The sequence below is a fragment of the Xenorhabdus budapestensis genome (assembly GCF_017743015.1).
Classification (GTDB): domain Bacteria; phylum Pseudomonadota; class Gammaproteobacteria; order Enterobacterales; family Enterobacteriaceae; genus Xenorhabdus; species Xenorhabdus budapestensis.
This window is the reverse complement of sequence record NZ_CP072455.1, coordinates 37203-55000: the sequence shown is the minus strand read 5'-3', so window position 1 is coordinate 55000 and position 17798 is coordinate 37203. Positions and strand designations below refer to the sequence as shown.

Genomic DNA, 17798 nt, shown 5'->3' with positions numbered 1-17798 from the left:
TCTCTCTCTTTTTTAGTGATTGCACGCGTTGTTCAAGGGATCGGGGGCGCTATGATGATGCCAGTTGCTCGTTTAGCCTTATTACGGGCTTATCCACGTAGCGAACTGCTATCCGTTCTGAATTTTGTCACGATGCCAGGATTGCTTGGCCCAATTTTAGGCCCTCTTCTTGGAGGAGTGTTAGTAACTTACGCAACATGGCATTGGATATTCATTATCAATATACCCATCGGTTTACTGGGTATTATTTACGCCAGAAAACATATGCCCAACTTTACTATGCCAAAGAGTCCCTTTGATTTTCCGGGCTTCATAATGTTCAGCTCAGGCTTAGTGATGCTTTCGGTCAGTCTGGATTTATTTGGTAATGATACGTTGTCTAATTATGTTCCGGCAGCAATGTTAGCCGCAGGTATCATTATGCTGTCTGGGTATTGTATCTATGCCAAAAGGCATCCCAATCCACTTATTGATCTCAAGTTATTTGAAACCAGAACATTTTCAGTTGGTATCGGCAGTAATATTGCTACTCGTTTGAGTACAGGATCACTTTCTTTTCTTATTCCACTGATGCTACAGGTAGGTTTTGGTTACTCAGCAATTATTGCAGGAATTATGATGGCACCAAATGCTATTGGTTCTATCTTAGCAAAATCTTTTGTCACCCAAATACTGGCCAGATTCGGATACAGAAATACTCTATTTTGGGTCACTGTTATTATTGGATTAATGATTTCCCAGTTTTCGCTACAATCACCAGCATTGTCACTCGTGTTTTTGATCATTCCTCTATTTATATTGGGAATGGTTATGTCTACTCAATTTACAGCAATGAACACAATTACTCTTGGTGACTTAAATGAGAATAATGCCAGTGCCGGGAATAGTCTGCTGGCGGTAGCTCAACAACTATCCATCAGTTTAGGTGTCACAGTCAGCGCCGCAATTCTGCGATTTTATGAATCAATAAGTTATGGTTCTACAATAGATCACTTTCACTATACGTTTATCACTATAGGTTCGATTACTCTGGTTTCTGCTTTCATCTTTATGCTCTTAAATAAAGAGGATGGCAGCAACTTGGTTAAGAAAAAGCGACCTAAAAAATGATGTTGTTAACGCTGACTTACAGAATCACGCTCAATAAGTTTCGGCGTCAGTATTAATTGTTTCGGTTAACTATTCGGCTTATCCATTCTATAGAGCAACATATCGATAGCTAATTTACCCAATTGATCTTTTGGTTGATGGTTTGTTTGACTTTCAAACTTCTGGCTAACGTGGAAGACGCATAATTCAGCTCTTCAATAGCCGCATTGACTCTCTTTTTGATCTTCTCATTGACATAACGGTTATTGAGAAACCGTCGATGTAGATACACCCGCAAGACGGGCAACGTCCTTCATGTAGCCACGGACTAACCCTGTTCAGCCAGAAATGCATTGATTTCACTTCGCCACGGAACAGAAGGCTGCGCGCCATGACGTGTCACAGCTATTGCCGCCGCGGCATGAGCAAAACGAATCGCCGATAATATTTCTTTCCCTTCCAATAATCCCGTCACTAAAACACCGTTAAATGTGTCTCCTGCTGCAATCGTATCAATGGCTTTTACTTCAAACCCGGATACAACTTTTCCTTGTTTACCTTTCTCGCTAAGCCATACTCCACGACTTCCCAACGTGATGATAACCGTTTCGATGCCTTTATTATGCAACGACTGAGCTGCTTTTTCGGCTCCAGCATCATCTGTTACAGAGAATCCTGTCAGATATTCTGCTTCTGTTTCATTGGGCGTGATAATATCCACTAGAGAAAGTAGCCGATCTGAGATTTTTTGGGCTGGAGCAGGATTCAAGATCACTTTGGTGTTGTGTTTTTCCGCTATTTCCACAGCAAGTTGCACTGTGTCCAATGGCGTTTCAAGCTGTAGTAACAATGCATCTGCGTCTTTGATCACTTGCTCATAACGGCAGAGATATTCTGGTGTGAGCGCACCATTCGCTCCGGCATTAATGCCAATGACGTTTTCTCCCTGTTGATTGACAAAAATCAGCGCTACGCCAGTTGATTCACCCGCAATAACTTCAATGGCAGAAGTATTGATATTATCTTTCACCAGTTGTTGGAGGACCCGTCCCCCAATATCATCCTGCCCAACACAAGCAATAAGTGTAATGTCAGCCCCGCAACGGCCAGCAGCAACCGCCTGATTTGCCCCTTTTCCTCCGAATGCTACCTGATACTGCTCCCCTTGCACGGTTTCTCCCGGCTGAGGAAATGATTTGAGGTTTAAGATGTGATCGACATTGATGCTACCCATCACGGCCAGTTTTGCCATACTCATTGTATTTATTCCTGCTAAATAATTTCTGCTTAATAACAATACAGCGATCAAAACTGACAGCCGCGCAAAATAACAACGATTATTTTTTGATAACCAATCCCAATTCAACGGGAATTAGGTATCCCCTAGGTTAATGTTAGATCAATTCTCTGAGTAAACTCAGGACAACAAAAGCTCAATAAACACTCATTAAAGTCTTTGCATAGAATACATTTTACCTATAAATAAATGGAGGTAATTATTCAAACTGCGGCGTTCACGGTATGCAATTGGTTGAGAAAATATCCAGGCTAAGCCAGTATCTGGAAAGTGGGCTATATGAAAGACGACAAGCTATTCGTCTTTGCCTGCTGGCAGCCTTATGTGGAGAAAGTGTTTTTCTTCTTGGCCCGCCAGGGATAGCTAAGAGTCTGATCGCACGTCGGCTAAAATTCGCTTTTCAACGAGCCCATGCTTTTGAATATTTGATGACACGCTTTTCCACTCCAGAAGAAATTTTCGGCCCCCTGTCTATTCAAGCACTCAAAGATGAAGGGCGTTACCAACGCCTTACTGAAGGTTATTTACCGGAAGCAGAGATTGTTTTTCTGGATGAAATCTGGAAAGCGGGACCTGCCATTTTGAATACGTTACTAACAGCAATTAATGAAAAAAAATTCAGAAATGGTAATCAGGAAGAACAGTTACCAATGAGGTTGTTGATCACTGCTTCCAATGAACTGCCTGATGCCGATAATAGTCTGGAAGCCCTTTATGATCGCCTATTGATCCGCCTCTGGCTGGACAATATTCAAGAAAAGAAAAGTTTTCGTGCTCTACTCACCGATCACTGTGATAGAAACGCCAATCCTGTACCAGATCATTTTCAAATTACAGATGAAGAGTTTGATCAATGGCAGGAGAAAATAAGCCACATCTCTTTGCCGGATCCTATTTTCGAGTTGATCTATCAACTGCGTCAGCAAATTAATGCTACAGAAAATGCCTCCCGCGTATCGGATCGCCGATGGAAAAAATCCATTCGTTTGCTACAAGCTAGTGCATTTTTCAGTGGGAGAAACAGTATATCTCCACTGGATCTGGTGTTATTAAAAAATTGCCTGTGGCACGATCTAAATAGCTTAAAATATCTGCCACAAATCCTGCATAACTTACTGACAGACCAAGCTTATCAACAACGTGTCTTGATGCAAAAAATGGATGAGTTATACCAACAGTGGGTAAACTCCAGACAATATGAAAATCATCATTTCCCCTTACAACTAATCACGAAATCATCATTTTTTGGTCGTCATACCCACTATATTCTCCCGGAAAATATCCATGAAAAAAAGCTGACACTATTTCTGTATCCTTCATTAAACCTACATGATCTTGCTGTTAACTTTATCGAAATAGATAAAAGCGCACTGGAAAATTCACTTAAAAATAACAATGGAGTATTGCTTATTCAATTAAACGGGATGGGTTTTCCACAAAAAATCCCTTTCGAAATCAATGAAAAAAATCAGATTGAAGTTCTGGATACCAGCCGAAACAGTGCAGTTTTATGCCAATTTGAGCAACAGACAATTCTGGAAGAAAAGAAAAAAGTGCTATGGAATGAAAAATGGTTTTCTATACATGACGAAATTCAACAACAACACCAATTATTTAACCAACATCAACCCTGCTTATTTATAGAAGAATACTGGATTGCCAATATTGAGCAAAGTTTTCTCCAATTAACCGAAAGGTTAAAACAGCTACGATCAAAAATGGGGTCGTGACATGCTAACTCTGACAACACTTGATCTTTTGCTCGCTATTAATGAAGGTGAATTGATAGAGGAAACTATCTCAACGCTATTAAGTTCCCCTCAATTGGTAATTTTCTTTAAAAAATTCCCCAACCTTAATAAATCATTACAGAAAAACATTCCAGACTGGCAACAAACATTACAGCAAAGGATCAAAGATGCCATTATTCCTGTTCTTTTAGCCGAAGAATTTCAGTTATATCAACAAATAGCAATCACAGAAGCTGCTGTTTTTTATCGGCAACTTCCTCAGCTTGTCGAAAAACTCCAGCAAATCCAGTCTCCTTTTGCTAATGATGCTTACACGTTGTACGAAACATTATCTCAACACAGCCATGCAGGACATATGTTGTTTATTCAACGCTGGCGCAGCAGTTTGATCCTACAGGTCACAAAATTTCACAGGATACTACTGGAACAAGAAAAAGATCAGTTGCTGGCAGAGCTCCAGAAACGATTGGAACTCACCAATAGCCTCAATCCAATATTTAATGAAAATGATCGTGCAGCGGGACGATTATGGGATATGAGCAAAGGGCAACTTCATCTGGCAGCATATAAAATATCATTAATCACTCAATATGCTGAGTTCCTCAGGCAACAATCTGAATTGGAAAAGCTGGCCCAATTACTAGGCCGTAACCAAACTGCTAAATCAATTCCAAAAGATAGCTCTGTCCTGGAAGCCTTCCCCAAAATTGAACGTATGCCAGATACTGTACCGGAGCAGATAAACGGACTCCAGCAGGGTGACGATATCCTGAGACTTTTACCCACAGAGCTGGTCATGTTGGGAATTAAGGATCTGGAGTACGACTTTTATCGTCGGCTGATAGAAAAAAAATTACTGACTTATCGTCTACAAGGGGATAACTGGCAAACAAAAACCGTATTAAAACCCGTTATTCACCATGGCAATGAAGAACAACCCCGGGGACCATTTATTGCCTGTGTAGATACTTCTGGCTCAATGGGAGGGTTCAATGAGCGTTGTGCCAAAGCATTCTGTCTGGCCTTGATGCGCATTGCTTTGGCTGATAACCGTCAATGCCATATTATATTGTTCTCTACTGAGATTATTCATTATGACTTAACATCACAGGACGGGCTGACTCAAATTGTACATTTTCTGGGGCAAACATTTAGAGGGGGAACCGATCTGGCCTTCTGCCTTAAGACCGTAACGGAGAAAATGAAAGAGTCTATCTGGAGAAATGCTGACGCTGTTGTTATTTCAGATTTCATTGCCCAGCGTTTGCCGGAAGAGCTAATCCATCAGATACAAAATCTGCAACAGCACCAAAAACACCGCTTCCATGCGGTATCCCTGTCCAATTACGGGAAGCCCGGTATCATGCGGATATTTGATCATATTTGGCGCTTTGATACCGGAATTACAAGCCGTTTACTACGAAGATGGCAGCATTGAGCCAAAAACCATCCGACTAAAATTTATAACACAGCCTTACAGCACACCTTCAACAGATTCAATGATCTCTGGTGACCAAACACCACACTGAACCTGACCAATGTGTGTCATTTGCAACAGCAACATCACTAAGCGAGATTGGCCAATACCACCACCGATGGTCTGTGGCATGTCACCTTTTAGCAGAGACTGATGCCAGTCGTATTGCAAACGCTCTTCATCACCAGTCAGTACAAGTTGACGTTCCAGTGCTTCAACATCAACGCGGATACCCATTGAAGAAATTTCAAACGCATCCTGCAAAACAGGGTTCCAGACGATAATGTCACCGTTCAGACCTAAAAAACCATCGCTGTTTGGTGTCGTCCAATCATCATAGTCCGGTGCACGAACATCATGTGTCTGACCATCGGACAACTTACCGCCAATCCCCATCAGGAAAATAGCACCAAATTCTTTGGCTGCTTTACACTCACGACCTTTAGCATCCAGACCAGGGTAACGTTTCAGAAGCTCTTCACTGTGAATGAAGTGAATTTGATCTGGCAGGAACGGTGCCAGACCAAACTCCTTACTTACTGCTTGTTGTGTTTCTTTTATCGCTTCGTAGATTTTACCTACTGTCTGTTTTAGATAGTCGAGTGAGCGGTGACCTTCACCAACCACTCTTTCCCAATCCCACTGATCAACAAAGACCGAATGGATCGGAGTCAAGCGATCCTCATCAGGACGCAAGGCTTTCATGTGAGTATACAACCCTTGTTCTGCTTGAAAACCAAAGCGACCTAACGTCTTGCGTTTCCATTTAGCCAGAGAATGAACCACTTCAAAAGTTGCATCAGGCAATGTCTTAACTTTCACCTGTACAGCTTTCTCGTGGCCTGACAGGTTGTCCTGAGTTCCATCACCAAGACGGCTCAAAATTGGCCCTTGCACTTCGATTAAACCAAGTTGCTTCTCTAGCAGGCGTGAAAAGTAAGATTTCACAAAACTAATCTGTTGCTGTTTTTCAATAAAGGATGTTTTCATGATGCTACTCTCAAAATTTTTTAGTGACCCTGTGTCCTGTTGATATAGATTAAGCAACAAAATTGGGTATAAATTCAATATATGATAATAAAAATATCTATAAATATTTATAAACGATAATTTTTACACTATAAAAATGAATATCATTTAAAAATAGGGATTAAAAATGACGGAAATTTATCAGATCGATAATTTAGACCGTGACATCCTTCACGCTTTGATGGATAACGCACGTACACCTTATGCAGAATTAGCCAAAAAATTCGCAGTCAGCCCAGGGACAATCCATGTCCGTGTGGAAAAAATGAAACAAGCAGGGATTATTTCAGGTACCCGAGTTGACATCAGTGCCAAGCAACTAGGATTCGATGTGTGCTGCTTTATCGGCATCATCCTAAAAAGTGCCAAGGATTATCCGGCTGCATTACAGAAACTCGATAAGCTAGATGAAGTGGTTGAAGTCTATTACACCACTGGGCATTACAGTATATTTATCAAGGTAATGTGTCGTTCTATCGAATCTCTCCAAGATGTACTTATCAATAAGATCCAGACTATTGAAGAAATTCAGTCAACAGAGACGTTGATCTCCCTGCAAAATCCGATTATGAGGACAATAAGACCCTGAAATGAAAAGCACATAACCACATTATCCACAAGTAGATCCCAGAAGATTCACAACGTACAATAGTTATTCTTTAACGTTAACAAGGATCACAATGAGCACGATAACTTTAATCAGCGGCAGTACTATGGGTAGCGCTGAATACGTTGCTGAACATATAGCTGAGATCTTAGAGAATCACGGTTTTTCAACAAAAGTACTGCACGGCCCTTCATTAGATGATCTTCCTCTGGAAGGGCTGTGGCTTGTAGTCACATCAACACACGGAGCTGGCGATTTACCGGAAAACCTACAATCTTTTGCAGATGCGATCATACAACAGCACCCTGATCTCAGTCGTGTGACATTTGGCGCAGTTGGCATTGGTAGTTCTGAATATGACACATTCTGTGGCGCTATAAGATCATTAGAGCAGTTATTGGCAGATCACAAAGCAAAAAGGATCGGCGATCGACTGGAAATAGACATCCAACAATACGAAATACCTGAAGATCCAGCCGAAGAATGGGTCAAAGAGTGGGCAAAGTTACTCTGATCAGATTAAAAATATAGCGATCAACTGTGGATAACTTTGATAAAAAACAGGGGTTAACTCGTAGTTATCCATTTAATAACTGAGATTAAATCTATCAGCTGTGAATAACATGGCTTTTAGATCCCAGCTTATACTGTGTTGGATCACGGATCATTCACAGCAAATGATCCTTTTCAGCGCTATGATCTTTCTATATAAAATTCACTTATCCACAGATGATCGTGATCCTAATAAAAGATCTAATAAAAAGATCTTTAAATAAAAAGATCTTTAAATAAAAAGATCTTATTTTAAATAATGATGATCAACTCTTACTTGGTCTAACGCCCAAACTTGAGTAGAATTACCCTCCCCAATGCAAATTCATACGAAGCATTCTTACAATTAAAGGTTCGCATATGTTTTATCCAGAGCATTTTGACGTCATCATTATCGGCGGTGGTCACGCTGGTACTGAAGCAGCAATGGCAGCTGCACGTATGGGACGTCAAACCTTATTACTGACTCACAATATTGATACTTTGGGCCAGATGTCATGTAATCCAGCCATTGGTGGGATCGGTAAAGGGCATCTGGTAAAAGAGATCGATGCACTCGGCGGTCTGATGGCAAAAGCAACCGATCTAGCTGGTATTCAGTTCAGAACACTCAATGCTAGCAAAGGTCCAGCTGTTCGAGCTACACGCGCACAAGCAGATCGTGTACTGTATCGACAAGCAGTAAGAACTGTATTAGAAAATCAATCTAACTTAATGATCTTCCAACAATCCGTTGAAGATCTTATCGTTGAAAATGATACCGTTATTGGTGTTGTTACACGTATGGGTTTGAAATTTAAGGCAAAGTCTATTGTTCTGACAGTAGGTACTTTCCTTGACGGAAAAATTCATATCGGTTTAGAAAATTACAGCGGCGGACGTGCTGGTGATCCTCCTTCGATCGCTTTATCACATCGTTTACGTGAATTACCTTTACGTGTTTCTCGTCTGAAAACGGGTACTCCACCTCGTATCGATGCTCGAACCATTGATTTTAGCCAGCTCGAACAACAATTCGGTGATAACCCAACACCTGTATTCTCATTCATAGGCAACATGGATCAACATCCGCAGCAGATCCCGTGCTACATCACCCATACCAACGAAAAAACCCATGAAGTGATCCGGAATAACTTGGATCGCAGCCCGATGTATGCGGGGATCATTGAAGGGATCGGCCCACGCTATTGTCCTTCTATCGAAGATAAGGTTATACGTTTCGCAGATCGTAACGCGCATCAGATCTTCCTTGAACCAGAAGGACTCACCAGCAACGAAATTTATCCGAACGGGATCTCAACCAGTCTGCCGTTTGACGTGCAAATGCAGATCGTTCACTCCATGAAAGGAATGGAAAATGCACGCATTGTTCGTCCAGGTTACGCGATCGAATATGATTTCTTTGATCCACGTGATTTAAAACAAACACTAGAAAGTAAATTTATTAACGGTCTGTTCTTTGCCGGGCAGATCAATGGTACGACAGGTTATGAAGAAGCGGCAGCACAAGGATTGCTGGCAGGCCTAAATGCTGCCCGTTATGCCACAAATGAAGAAGGATGGTTCCCTCGTCGTGATCAAGCCTATGTTGGTGTTCTGGTTGATGATCTATGCACATTGGGAACAAAAGAACCCTACCGGATGTTCACATCACGTGCAGAATATCGCTTGATGTTACGTGAAGACAATGCGGATCTTCGTCTGACTGAAAAAGGTCGTGAATTGGGGTTAGTTGATAATCTGCGTTGGGAACATTATTCCCGCAAAGTTGAAATGATCGAACAAGAGCGCCAGCGTTTACGCGATATCTGGGTTCATCCAAAATCTGACAATTTGGATGAAATCAATCAAGTGCTGAAAACACCACTGTCAAAAGAAGCTAATGGTGAAGATTTACTGCGTCGCCCGGAAATGAACTACGAATTACTGACATCAATGCCACGTTTTGCTCCGGGGCTGACAGAACCTCAGGCGGCAGATCAGGTTGAAATCCAAGTTAAATACGAAGGTTATATTGCCCGTCAGCAAGAAGAGATCGAAAAACAACTGCGCAATGAAAACACGGCACTACCTGTCGATCTGGATTATAAACAAGTCAGTGGACTTTCCAATGAAGTTGTTGCAAAACTAAGTGACCATAAACCAAATTCAATTGGTCAAGCTTCACGTATTTCTGGTATCACACCAGCAGCAATCTCCATCTTACTGGTATGGCTGAAAAAACAGGGTTTATTGCGCCGTAGTGCCTAAGAGGACAAAGCTTTGCTTAACAAATTGGAATCTCTGTTGGCGAAGACCGACATTGTTTTATCGTTGGAGCAGAAACAACAGCTTATTGCTTATGTAGCTATGCTCAACAAATGGAATAAGGCTTACAATCTCACATCTATTCGGGATCCTGAGCAGATGTTAGTCCGGCATATCATGGATAGCATTGTCGTTAATCCATTTTTGCAGGGAACACGGTTTATTGATGTTGGTACGGGGCCTGGTTTGCCAGGTATTCCATTGGCGATTGTGCGACCTGATTCTCATTTCACCTTATTGGATAGTTTGGGAAAACGAGTTCGTTTTCTGCTTCAGGTTCAACATGAATTGGGCCTCAATAATATTGAACCAATACAGAGCAGGGTAGAAGAGTTTATTCCCGAAGTGCTTTTTGACGGTGTGATCAGCAGAGCCTTTGCATCTTTACAAGATATGTTGTCATGGTGTCATCATCTTCCTGAAACTGATGATGGGCGTTTTTATGCTCTGAAAGGTGTATTACCAGAAGATGAGCTGGCTCAGTTACCTTCAGGTATCAGCCTTGATGCCGTGATCCCTCTGAAAATACCAGAACTAGAAGGGCAGCGTCATTTGGTTGTACTTAAACAAAACTGACTTTACTGTTTATCAATAAAAGTTTAAATAATTAGTGACGCTAACCATAGTTATATTGTTTCGGGCGTTACTAATTATATACTCCAATCGTTTCATCTTTATTTACGGATAGATCACAGAAAAATAACTTTAATTTTATATTGAGCAAATTGTTCTTTTTAAGAAGGAGTATCCATTTTCTTTATAAATAAATTTTAGAGAAAGTGTGCAAAATAAACTTTTAAAATTTCTTAGTGATATATCAGATAAAAATTGATAGCAATAATATTAATTGTTTGATTTTATATGAAAAAATAAATGATTTTCATCACATATTTAATGGTTAGTAGTATTAATGTCTTAATTTAGTGTGATATGTATCACGTTTAATTTTTGAGTCGATAGATTAATCGTTACAAAATATTAAATGGTATTTGTGAGCAATCTACCATCAAAGTTAGAAATTTAAATAATTATTCACTTTTTCGCTACTTATGGATTGAATTCATTTTGGCTGCCCGTATAATTTGCACGTTTTTGTCACTTGACACTCTTAAACAAAGACAGTTTTATACAACGTTCAGCAAAGCTTGATATGCAATGGTGTACTTCAGGGAGAAAACAAAAGTCATGTCTGTATCCCTTTATAGCGGTAGAATTGCACTGAAACTGTTACTTTTGCAGTTAATGACTTTTGTTATTCTCAGTGCGGCTTTTTATACCAAAAGTATCGAATGGGGTGTTTTTGCTTTTGCTGGTGGGTTGGCATATTGGCTCCCAAACGTCATTTTTATGTTGCTTACCCATTTCCAAAAGGCAAAAGAACAGGATGTTCCTGTACGCATTGCATGGTTCTTCGCTATTGGAGAAGGGGTTAAGGTTATCATTTCGATAGCTATGCTGATAGTTGCCTTAGGGGTGTTCAAGGCGGCATTTGCACCACTTGGTGTAGCCTATTTAGCGGTGCTGATTGTGCAGATCATCGCACCTGCCGTAATGAACGGTTAGTGTTTTTAACAATAAAAGGGTAAAAAGCATCATGTCTGCATCAGGAGAAGTTTCAACTTCAGAGTACATAAGTCACCATCTGAGACACCTTCAGTTAGACTTACGTACTTTTGAGTTGGTCAATCCCCACGCTAGTGGCTATGAAGCAACGTTCTGGACGTTGAACATTGACTCGCTTTTTTTCTCCGTTGTATTAGGGATGTTGTTTCTGTTTGTATTCAGGAGAGTCGCGGTTCACGCTACTGATGGCGTACCGGGTAAATTCCAGACTGCAATAGAAATGATTATCGGTTTCGTTGATAACACTGTACGTGATATGTATCACGGGAAGAGCAAAGTGATTGCCCCTTTGGCTTTGACTGTGTTCGTCTGGGTGTTGTTGATGAACATGTTGGACTTGCTGCCAATCGATTTCATTCCTCTGATCGGTGAACGTGTCTTCGGCTTGCCTGCTCTGCGTATTGTTCCAACAGCAGATGTTAGTGTCACCTTGTCGATGGCACTTGGAGTCTTTGTCCTCATCCTGTTCTATAGCATTAAGATGAAAGGAATTAGTGGTTTTGCGAAGGAGCTGACATTGCAGCCTTTCAATCATCCGCTGTTTATTCCGATTAACTTAATTCTGGAAGGGGTTAGCTTGCTGTCTAAACCTATATCACTCGGTCTGCGACTGTTTGGTAATATGTATGCTGGCGAACTGATCTTTATTCTTATTGCGGCTCTCTTACCGTTTTGGTCACAGTGGATGCTCAGCCTGCCATGGGCGATTTTCCACATACTGATTATTACGTTACAAGCCTTTATTTTCATGGTTCTGACGATCGTTTATCTGTCGATGGCATCTGAAGAGCATTAATTTCTATCAATCATTAATAATGTTTTAACTGAAACAAACTGGAGACTGTCATGGATATAAACATGGATCTGCTGTACATAGCTGCCGCTATTCTGATGGGTTTGGCTGCTATCGGTGCTGCGATCGGTATCGGCATCCTTGGGGGCAAATTCTTGGAAGGCGCTGCTCGTCAGCCTGATCTGATCCCTCTGCTGCGTACTCAGTTCTTTATCGTTATGGGTTTGGTTGACGCCATTCCGATGATCGCTGTAGGCCTGGGCTTGTATATGATGTTCGCTGTCGGTACTAACTAGCAGAACTGAAAATTACGCCGATTCATTAATTGAAATAGAGGTATTGTGCCGTGAATATTAACGCAACAATCCTCGGCCAGGCCATCGCGTTTGTCCTGTTTGTTTTGTTCTGTATGAAGTATGTATGGCCACCAATCATGGCGGCCATTGAAAAGCGTCAGAAAGAAATTGCTGACGGTTTGGCTTCAGCAGAGCGTGCTAAAAAGAACCTGGACTTAGCGCAAGCCAATGCGACCGACCAACTGAAAAAAGCGAAAGCGAATGCGCACGCTATCATCGAGCAGGCTAATAAACAAAAAGCCCAGATTATTGATGATGCTAGGGCCGAAGCTGAGCTGGAACGTAGCAAAATCCTCGCGCAAGGTCAGGCTGAAATTGAAGCTGAACGCAAGCGCGCTCGTGAAGAGCTACGTAAACAGGTTGCGATGTTGGCTATCGCAGGTGCCGAGAAAATCATCGAACGTTCCGTGGATGAAGCTGCTAACAGCGACATCGTTGATAAACTGGTCGCTGAACTGTAAGGAGGGAGGGGCATGTCTGAATTCGCTACTGTAGCTCGCCCCTACGCCAAAGCAGCTTTTGACTTTGCTGTGGAACACCAATCTCTCGAACATTGGCAGAACATGCTGGCGTTCGTTGCTGAGGTAACTCGCAATGAGCAGGTTGGTGAGCTGCTTTCCGGTTCATTGGCACCGGAAACGTTAGCCAATACCTTTATCACCATTTGTGGTGAGCAGGTAGATGAGCATGCTCGTAACTTTATTCGTGTAATGGCAGAGAATGGTCGCTTGCTGGTATTGCCAGAAGTCTTCCAGCAATTTATCCAATTGCGTGCGTCACTGGAATCAACTATCGATGTTGAAGTGATATCTGCATCCGAACTGAATGAGCAGCAGCAGGCTAAAATTTCTGTGGCGATGGAAAAACGTCTGTCACGCAAAGTGAAGCTGAATTGCAAAATTGACAAGTCTGTTATTGCCGGCGTGATTATCCGTGCGGGTGACATGGTGATCGATGGCAGTATTCGTGGCCGTCTGGATCGTTTAACAGACGTCTTGCAGTCTTAAGGGGACTGGAGCATATGCAACTGAATTCCACCGAAATCAGCGAACTGATCAAACAGCGTATTGCTCAGTTCAATGTCGTGAGCGAAGCTCACAATGAAGGTACGATTGTTTCCGTTAACGACGGTATCATTCGTATCCACGGTTTAGCCGATGTTATGCAGGGTGAAATGATCTCTTTGCCTGGCAACCGTTATGCAATTGCACTGAACCTGGAGCGTGACTCCGTTGGTGCTGTTGTGATGGGCCCGTATGCTGACTTGGCCGAAGGCATGAAAGTCAAATGTACAGGTCGTATTTTGGAAGTACCTGTTGGTCGTGGTCTGCTTGGTCGTGTTGTTAACACACTGGGTGAGCCAATCGATGGTAAAGGCGCTGTTGAACATGATGGTTTCTCACCTGTTGAAGTCATTGCTCCAGGTGTTATCGATCGTCAATCCGTTGACCAGCCTGTCCAGACAGGTTACAAATCTGTTGATGCCATGATCCCAATCGGCCGTGGTCAGCGTGAGCTGGTTATCGGTGACCGTCAGACGGGTAAAACTGCTCTGGCTATCGATGCGATCATTAACCAACGTGATTCCGGTATCAAATGTATCTATGTAGCGATTGGTCAGAAAGCTTCTACCATTGCTAACGTAGTTCGTAAACTGGAAGAGCACGGCGCACTGGAAAACACCGTCGTTGTTGTTGCATCCGCTTCTGAATCTGCGGCTTTGCAATACCTTGCACCATATTCTGGTTGTGCGATGGGTGAATACTTCCGTGATCGCGGTGAAGATGCTCTGATTGTTTATGATGACCTGTCTAAACAGGCTGTTGCTTACCGTCAGATTTCTCTGTTGCTGCGCCGTCCGCCTGGACGTGAAGCATTCCCGGGTGACGTTTTCTATCTGCACTCCCGTCTGTTGGAACGTGCAGCGCGTGTTAACGCTGACTATGTTGAAAAATTCACCAATGGCGAAGTGAAAGGCAAAACAGGCTCTCTGACTGCGCTGCCAATCATCGAAACCCAGGCTGGTGACGTTTCTGCATTCGTACCGACAAACGTTATCTCCATTACCGATGGTCAGATTTTCCTTGAATCTGCTTTGTTCAACGCAGGTATTCGTCCAGCAGTTAACCCGGGGATCTCCGTATCCCGTGTAGGTGGTGCTGCTCAGACCAAGATTATCAAGAAACTGTCCGGTGGTATCCGTACTGCTCTGGCTCAGTACCGCGAACTGGCGGCATTCTCCCAGTTTGCTTCTGATCTGGATGATGCGACTCGTAAACAGTTGGATCACGGTCAGAAAGTAACTGAGCTGTTGAAACAGAAACAGTATCAGCCAATGTCCATCGCACAACAGGCGCTGTCTCTGTTTGCTGCTGAGCGTGGCTATCTGGAAGACGTCGAAATCGCGAAAGTGGTCAGTTTCGAATCTGCGCTGTTGGCATATGCCAGCCATGAACATGCTGATCTTCTGAAAGAGATTGACCAGTCTGGCGATTACAACGGAGAGATCGAAGCGAAGCTGAAAGCTCTGTTGGATTCCTTCAAGGCGACTCAGTCCTGGTAACACTATTCGGCCCTGTTTGATTCTGTTTAATGAAAAAACACGGGCCGTCTGGTTGAATTCGGAGAAGCAGAAATGGCCGGCGCAAAAGAGATACGTACCAAAATCGCCAGTGTGCAAAACACGCAGAAAATCACTAAAGCGATGGAAATGGTCGCCGCGTCCAAAATGCGTAAAACGCAGGATCGCATGGCGGCCAGCCGTCCTTATGCAGAGACCATTCGCAGCGTGATTGGACACCTTGCGTTAGGGAATCTGGAATATAAACACCCATACCTTGAAGAGCGTGAAGTGAAACGCGTTGGGTATGTGGTTGTTTCGACTGATCGTGGTTTATGTGGCGGTTTGAACATTAACTTGTTCAAAAAATTGCTAATAGAAATGAAAGACTGGTCAGATAAAAAAGTCCAGGTTGATTTGGCACTTATTGGATCAAAAGCGGTTTCTTTCTTTTCTTCTGTTGGTGGCAACATTGTTGCCCAAGTAACAGGGATGGGAGATAACCCATCATTGTCCGAGTTGATCGGGCCAGTCAGCGTCATGATGCAAGCATATGACGAAGGGCGTCTGGATAAATTGTATATAGTGACAAACAAGTTCAACAATACAATGTCTCAGGTTCCGACAATCACTCAGTTATTGCCTCTGCCAGCCGGAGACGATGAAACACTGAAGAAGAAGTCCTGGGATTATCTGTATGAACCTGATCCTAAGGCGCTGTTGGATACCCTGCTGCGCCGCTATATAGAATCGCAAGTTTATCAGGGCGTCGTTGAAAACCTGGCTAGTGAACAGGCCGCACGAATGGTAGCGATGAAAGCCGCAACTGATAACGGCGGCAACCTGATCAAAGAGTTACAGTTGGTTTACAACAAGGCTCGTCAGGCCAGCATCACTCAGGAACTCACCGAAATCGTTTCGGGTGCTTCTGCGGTTTAATAGCTAGGTTTACGAATTACGTAGAGGATTCAATATGGCTACTGGAAAGATTATCCAGGTAATCGGCGCCGTGGTGGACGTCGAATTCCCTCAGGACAACGTACCAAAAGTGTACGATGCTCTTGAGGTTAAAAACGGTGAAGAAAAACTGGTGCTGGAAGTTCAGCAGCAGTTAGGCGGCGGTATCGTTCGCTGTATTGCAATGGGTACCTCTGATGGTCTGCGCCGTAATTTAGACGTAGTTGATTTGGGGCATCCAATTGAAGTACCAGTAGGTGAAGCGACACTGGGTCGTATAATGAACGTACTGGGTGATCCAATTGATATGAAAGGTGAGATTGGCGAAAAAGAGCGCTGGTCAATTCACCGAACTGCACCAACCTATGAAGAGTTGTCTAACTCTCAGGAACTGCTGGAAACCGGTATTAAGGTTATGGACTTGATCTGCCCATTCGCAAAAGGGGGTAAGGTTGGTCTGTTCGGTGGTGCGGGTGTAGGTAAAACCGTTAACATGATGGAATTGATCCGTAACATCGCGGTCGAACACTCCGGTTATTCTGTATTTGCCGGTGTTGGTGAACGTACCCGTGAAGGTAACGACTTCTATCATGAAATGACAGATTCAAACGTACTGGACAAAGTATCTTTGGTATACGGTCAGATGAATGAGCCACCAGGAAACCGTCTGCGTGTTGCTCTGACTGGTCTGACTATGGCGGAAAAATTCCGTGATGAAGGCCGTGACGTTCTGTTGTTCGTCGATAACATTTATCGTTATACCCTGGCAGGTACAGAAGTATCAGCACTGTTGGGTCGTATGCCATCTGCGGTAGGTTATCAGCCAACACTGGCGGAAGAGATGGGTGTTCTGCAAGAACGTATCACCTCAACCAAAACGGGTTCAATTACTTCCGTACAAGCCGTTTACGTTCCTGCGGATGACTTGACTGACCCATCGCCAGCGACAACCTTTGCTCACTTGGACGCAACTGTCGTATTGAGCCGTCAGATCGCATCTCTGGGTATTTACCCGGCGGTTGACCCACTGGATTCAACCAGCCGTCAGCTTGACCCACTTGTTGTTGGTCAAGAGCACTATGATGTTGCTCGTGGTGTTCAGTCTATCCTGCAACGTTATCAGGAACTGAAAGACATTATCGCCATTCTGGGTATGGATGAACTGTCAGAAGATGACAAACTGGTTGTTGCTCGTGCTCGTAAGATCCAGCGCTTCCTGTCTCAGCCATTCTTCGTTGCAGAAGTATTTACCGGTTCACCAGGTAAGTTCGTCCCTCTGAAAGACACTATCCGTGGCTTCAAAGGCATTCTGGATGGTGATTATGACCACCTGCCAGAGCAGGCGTTCTACATGGTTGGTACCATCGAAGAAGCTGTGGAAAAAGCGAAAAAGCTTTAAT

General features: G+C 43.0%; 17 protein-coding genes and 1 pseudogene (1 of these 18 only partly in view). 15 read left to right on the top strand and 3 right to left on the bottom strand.

Annotated features, from left to right (window positions below; genetic code table 11):
* Positions 1-1110, top strand: partial view of a multidrug transporter subunit MdtD gene (gene mdtD / locus HGO23_RS00240; protein WP_209027570.1) — the 3' portion only. The gene continues 288 nt to the left of window position 1, outside the view; only the last 1110 of its 1398 coding nucleotides appear in the window; its start codon lies off the left edge, out of view; it ends in the stop codon at positions 1108-1110.
* Positions 1111-1249: 139 nt separating this feature from the next.
* Here mdtD and HGO23_RS00235 read toward each other — a convergent pair.
* Positions 1250-1406 (bottom strand): annotated as a pseudogene (locus tag HGO23_RS00235) (LacI family DNA-binding transcriptional regulator); the annotation flags it as partial.
* Between the two features lie 11 nt (positions 1407-1417).
* Positions 1418-2347 (bottom strand): ribokinase, encoded by a 930-nt coding sequence (gene rbsK / locus HGO23_RS00230; protein ID WP_209027569.1) that lies wholly within the window; start codon positions 2345-2347, stop codon positions 1418-1420.
* A gap of 263 nt (positions 2348-2610) precedes the next feature.
* On the opposite strand from rbsK, the gene ravA reads away from it, so the two are divergent.
* Positions 2611-4116, top strand: coding sequence for an ATPase RavA (ravA, locus tag HGO23_RS00225; protein ID WP_209027568.1), 1506 nt, complete (start codon positions 2611-2613; stop codon positions 4114-4116).
* A gap of 1 nt (position 4117) precedes the next feature.
* A complete protein-coding gene (viaA, locus tag HGO23_RS00220; protein WP_209027567.1) occupies positions 4118-5575 on the top strand; it encodes an ATPase RavA stimulator ViaA in 1458 nt (485 codons plus the stop codon).
* Between the two features lie 36 nt (positions 5576-5611).
* Here the strand turns inward: viaA and asnA are convergent, their stop codons facing one another.
* Positions 5612-6604, bottom strand: coding sequence for an aspartate--ammonia ligase (gene asnA, locus HGO23_RS00215; protein WP_209027566.1), 993 nt, complete (start codon positions 6602-6604; stop codon positions 5612-5614).
* A gap of 166 nt (positions 6605-6770) precedes the next feature.
* Here asnA and asnC point away from each other — a divergent pair, with 166 nt between their 5' ends.
* The 12 genes from asnC to atpD all read left to right on the top strand — a co-directional run bounded on the left by asnC (position 6771) and on the right by atpD (position 17797).
* Positions 6771-7232 (top strand): transcriptional regulator AsnC, encoded by a 462-nt coding sequence (gene asnC / locus HGO23_RS00210; protein ID WP_099137256.1) that lies wholly within the window; start codon positions 6771-6773, stop codon positions 7230-7232.
* A 91-nt stretch (positions 7233-7323) separates the two neighbouring features.
* The gene (mioC, locus tag HGO23_RS00205; protein WP_209027565.1) at positions 7324-7764 is read left to right on the top strand and encodes an FMN-binding protein MioC; all 441 of its coding nucleotides are present in this window, start codon (positions 7324-7326) and stop codon (positions 7762-7764) included.
* Positions 7765-8162: 398 nt separating this feature from the next.
* Entirely contained in the window at positions 8163-10052 is a 1890-nt protein-coding gene (gene mnmG, locus HGO23_RS00200) for a tRNA uridine-5-carboxymethylaminomethyl(34) synthesis enzyme MnmG (RefSeq protein ID WP_209027564.1), read from the top strand.
* 12 nt (positions 10053-10064) lie between these two features.
* On the top strand, positions 10065-10685 hold the full coding sequence (gene rsmG, locus HGO23_RS00195) for a 16S rRNA (guanine(527)-N(7))-methyltransferase RsmG (protein ID WP_099137259.1): 621 nt from the start codon (positions 10065-10067) through the stop codon (positions 10683-10685).
* Between the two features lie 609 nt (positions 10686-11294).
* Positions 11295-11672: a F0F1 ATP synthase subunit I gene (gene atpI, locus HGO23_RS00190; RefSeq protein WP_209027563.1), complete on the top strand. Its 378-nt coding sequence runs from the start codon at positions 11295-11297 to the stop codon at positions 11670-11672.
* Between the two features lie 31 nt (positions 11673-11703).
* On the top strand, positions 11704-12528 hold the full coding sequence (gene atpB, locus HGO23_RS00185; RefSeq protein ID WP_099137261.1) for a F0F1 ATP synthase subunit A: 825 nt from the start codon (positions 11704-11706) through the stop codon (positions 12526-12528).
* Positions 12529-12578: 50 nt separating this feature from the next.
* Positions 12579-12821 (top strand): F0F1 ATP synthase subunit C, encoded by a 243-nt coding sequence (gene atpE / locus HGO23_RS00180; protein WP_099137262.1) that lies wholly within the window; start codon positions 12579-12581, stop codon positions 12819-12821.
* 50 nt (positions 12822-12871) lie between these two features.
* The gene (gene atpF, locus HGO23_RS00175) at positions 12872-13342 is read left to right on the top strand and encodes a F0F1 ATP synthase subunit B (protein WP_099137263.1); all 471 of its coding nucleotides are present in this window, start codon (positions 12872-12874) and stop codon (positions 13340-13342) included.
* Between the two features lie 12 nt (positions 13343-13354).
* Positions 13355-13888, top strand: coding sequence for a F0F1 ATP synthase subunit delta (gene atpH / locus HGO23_RS00170; RefSeq protein ID WP_099137264.1), 534 nt, complete (start codon positions 13355-13357; stop codon positions 13886-13888).
* 14 nt (positions 13889-13902) lie between these two features.
* Entirely contained in the window at positions 13903-15444 is a 1542-nt protein-coding gene (gene atpA, locus HGO23_RS00165) for a F0F1 ATP synthase subunit alpha (RefSeq protein WP_099137265.1), read from the top strand.
* Between the two features lie 72 nt (positions 15445-15516).
* The gene (gene atpG, locus HGO23_RS00160) at positions 15517-16380 is read left to right on the top strand and encodes a F0F1 ATP synthase subunit gamma (protein ID WP_038267015.1); all 864 of its coding nucleotides are present in this window, start codon (positions 15517-15519) and stop codon (positions 16378-16380) included.
* A 34-nt stretch (positions 16381-16414) separates the two neighbouring features.
* Complete coding sequence (atpD, locus tag HGO23_RS00155; RefSeq protein ID WP_209027562.1) at positions 16415-17797, top strand: F0F1 ATP synthase subunit beta; 1383 nt, start codon at positions 16415-16417, stop codon at positions 17795-17797.
* Position 17798: the final 1 nt, after the last annotated feature.

Excerpts from the sequence above, each read along its gene's own strand:
- atpD (WP_209027562.1), top strand. The coding sequence starts at position 16,415 with ATGGCTACTGGAAAGATTATCCAGGTAATCGGCGCCGTGGTGGACGTC.
- mnmG (WP_209027564.1), top strand. The coding sequence starts at position 8,163 with ATGTTTTATCCAGAGCATTTTGACGTCATCATTATCGGCGGTGGTCAC.
- asnC (WP_099137256.1), top strand. The coding sequence starts at position 6,771 with ATGACGGAAATTTATCAGATCGATAATTTAGACCGTGACATCCTTCAC.
- viaA (WP_209027567.1), top strand. The coding sequence starts at position 4,118 with ATGCTAACTCTGACAACACTTGATCTTTTGCTCGCTATTAATGAAGGT.
- atpG (WP_038267015.1), top strand. The coding sequence starts at position 15,517 with ATGGCCGGCGCAAAAGAGATACGTACCAAAATCGCCAGTGTGCAAAAC.
- atpB (WP_099137261.1), top strand. The coding sequence starts at position 11,704 with ATGTCTGCATCAGGAGAAGTTTCAACTTCAGAGTACATAAGTCACCAT.
- atpA (WP_099137265.1), top strand. The coding sequence starts at position 13,903 with ATGCAACTGAATTCCACCGAAATCAGCGAACTGATCAAACAGCGTATT.
- rbsK (WP_209027569.1), bottom strand. The coding sequence starts at position 2,347 with ATGAGTATGGCAAAACTGGCCGTGATGGGTAGCATCAATGTCGATCAC.
- ravA (WP_209027568.1), top strand. The coding sequence starts at position 2,611 with ATGCAATTGGTTGAGAAAATATCCAGGCTAAGCCAGTATCTGGAAAGT.
- mioC (WP_209027565.1), top strand. The coding sequence starts at position 7,324 with ATGAGCACGATAACTTTAATCAGCGGCAGTACTATGGGTAGCGCTGAA.
- atpI (WP_209027563.1), top strand. The coding sequence starts at position 11,295 with ATGTCTGTATCCCTTTATAGCGGTAGAATTGCACTGAAACTGTTACTT.
- atpE (WP_099137262.1), top strand. The coding sequence starts at position 12,579 with ATGGATATAAACATGGATCTGCTGTACATAGCTGCCGCTATTCTGATG.
- asnA (WP_209027566.1), bottom strand. The coding sequence starts at position 6,604 with ATGAAAACATCCTTTATTGAAAAACAGCAACAGATTAGTTTTGTGAAA.
- atpH (WP_099137264.1), top strand. The coding sequence starts at position 13,355 with ATGTCTGAATTCGCTACTGTAGCTCGCCCCTACGCCAAAGCAGCTTTT.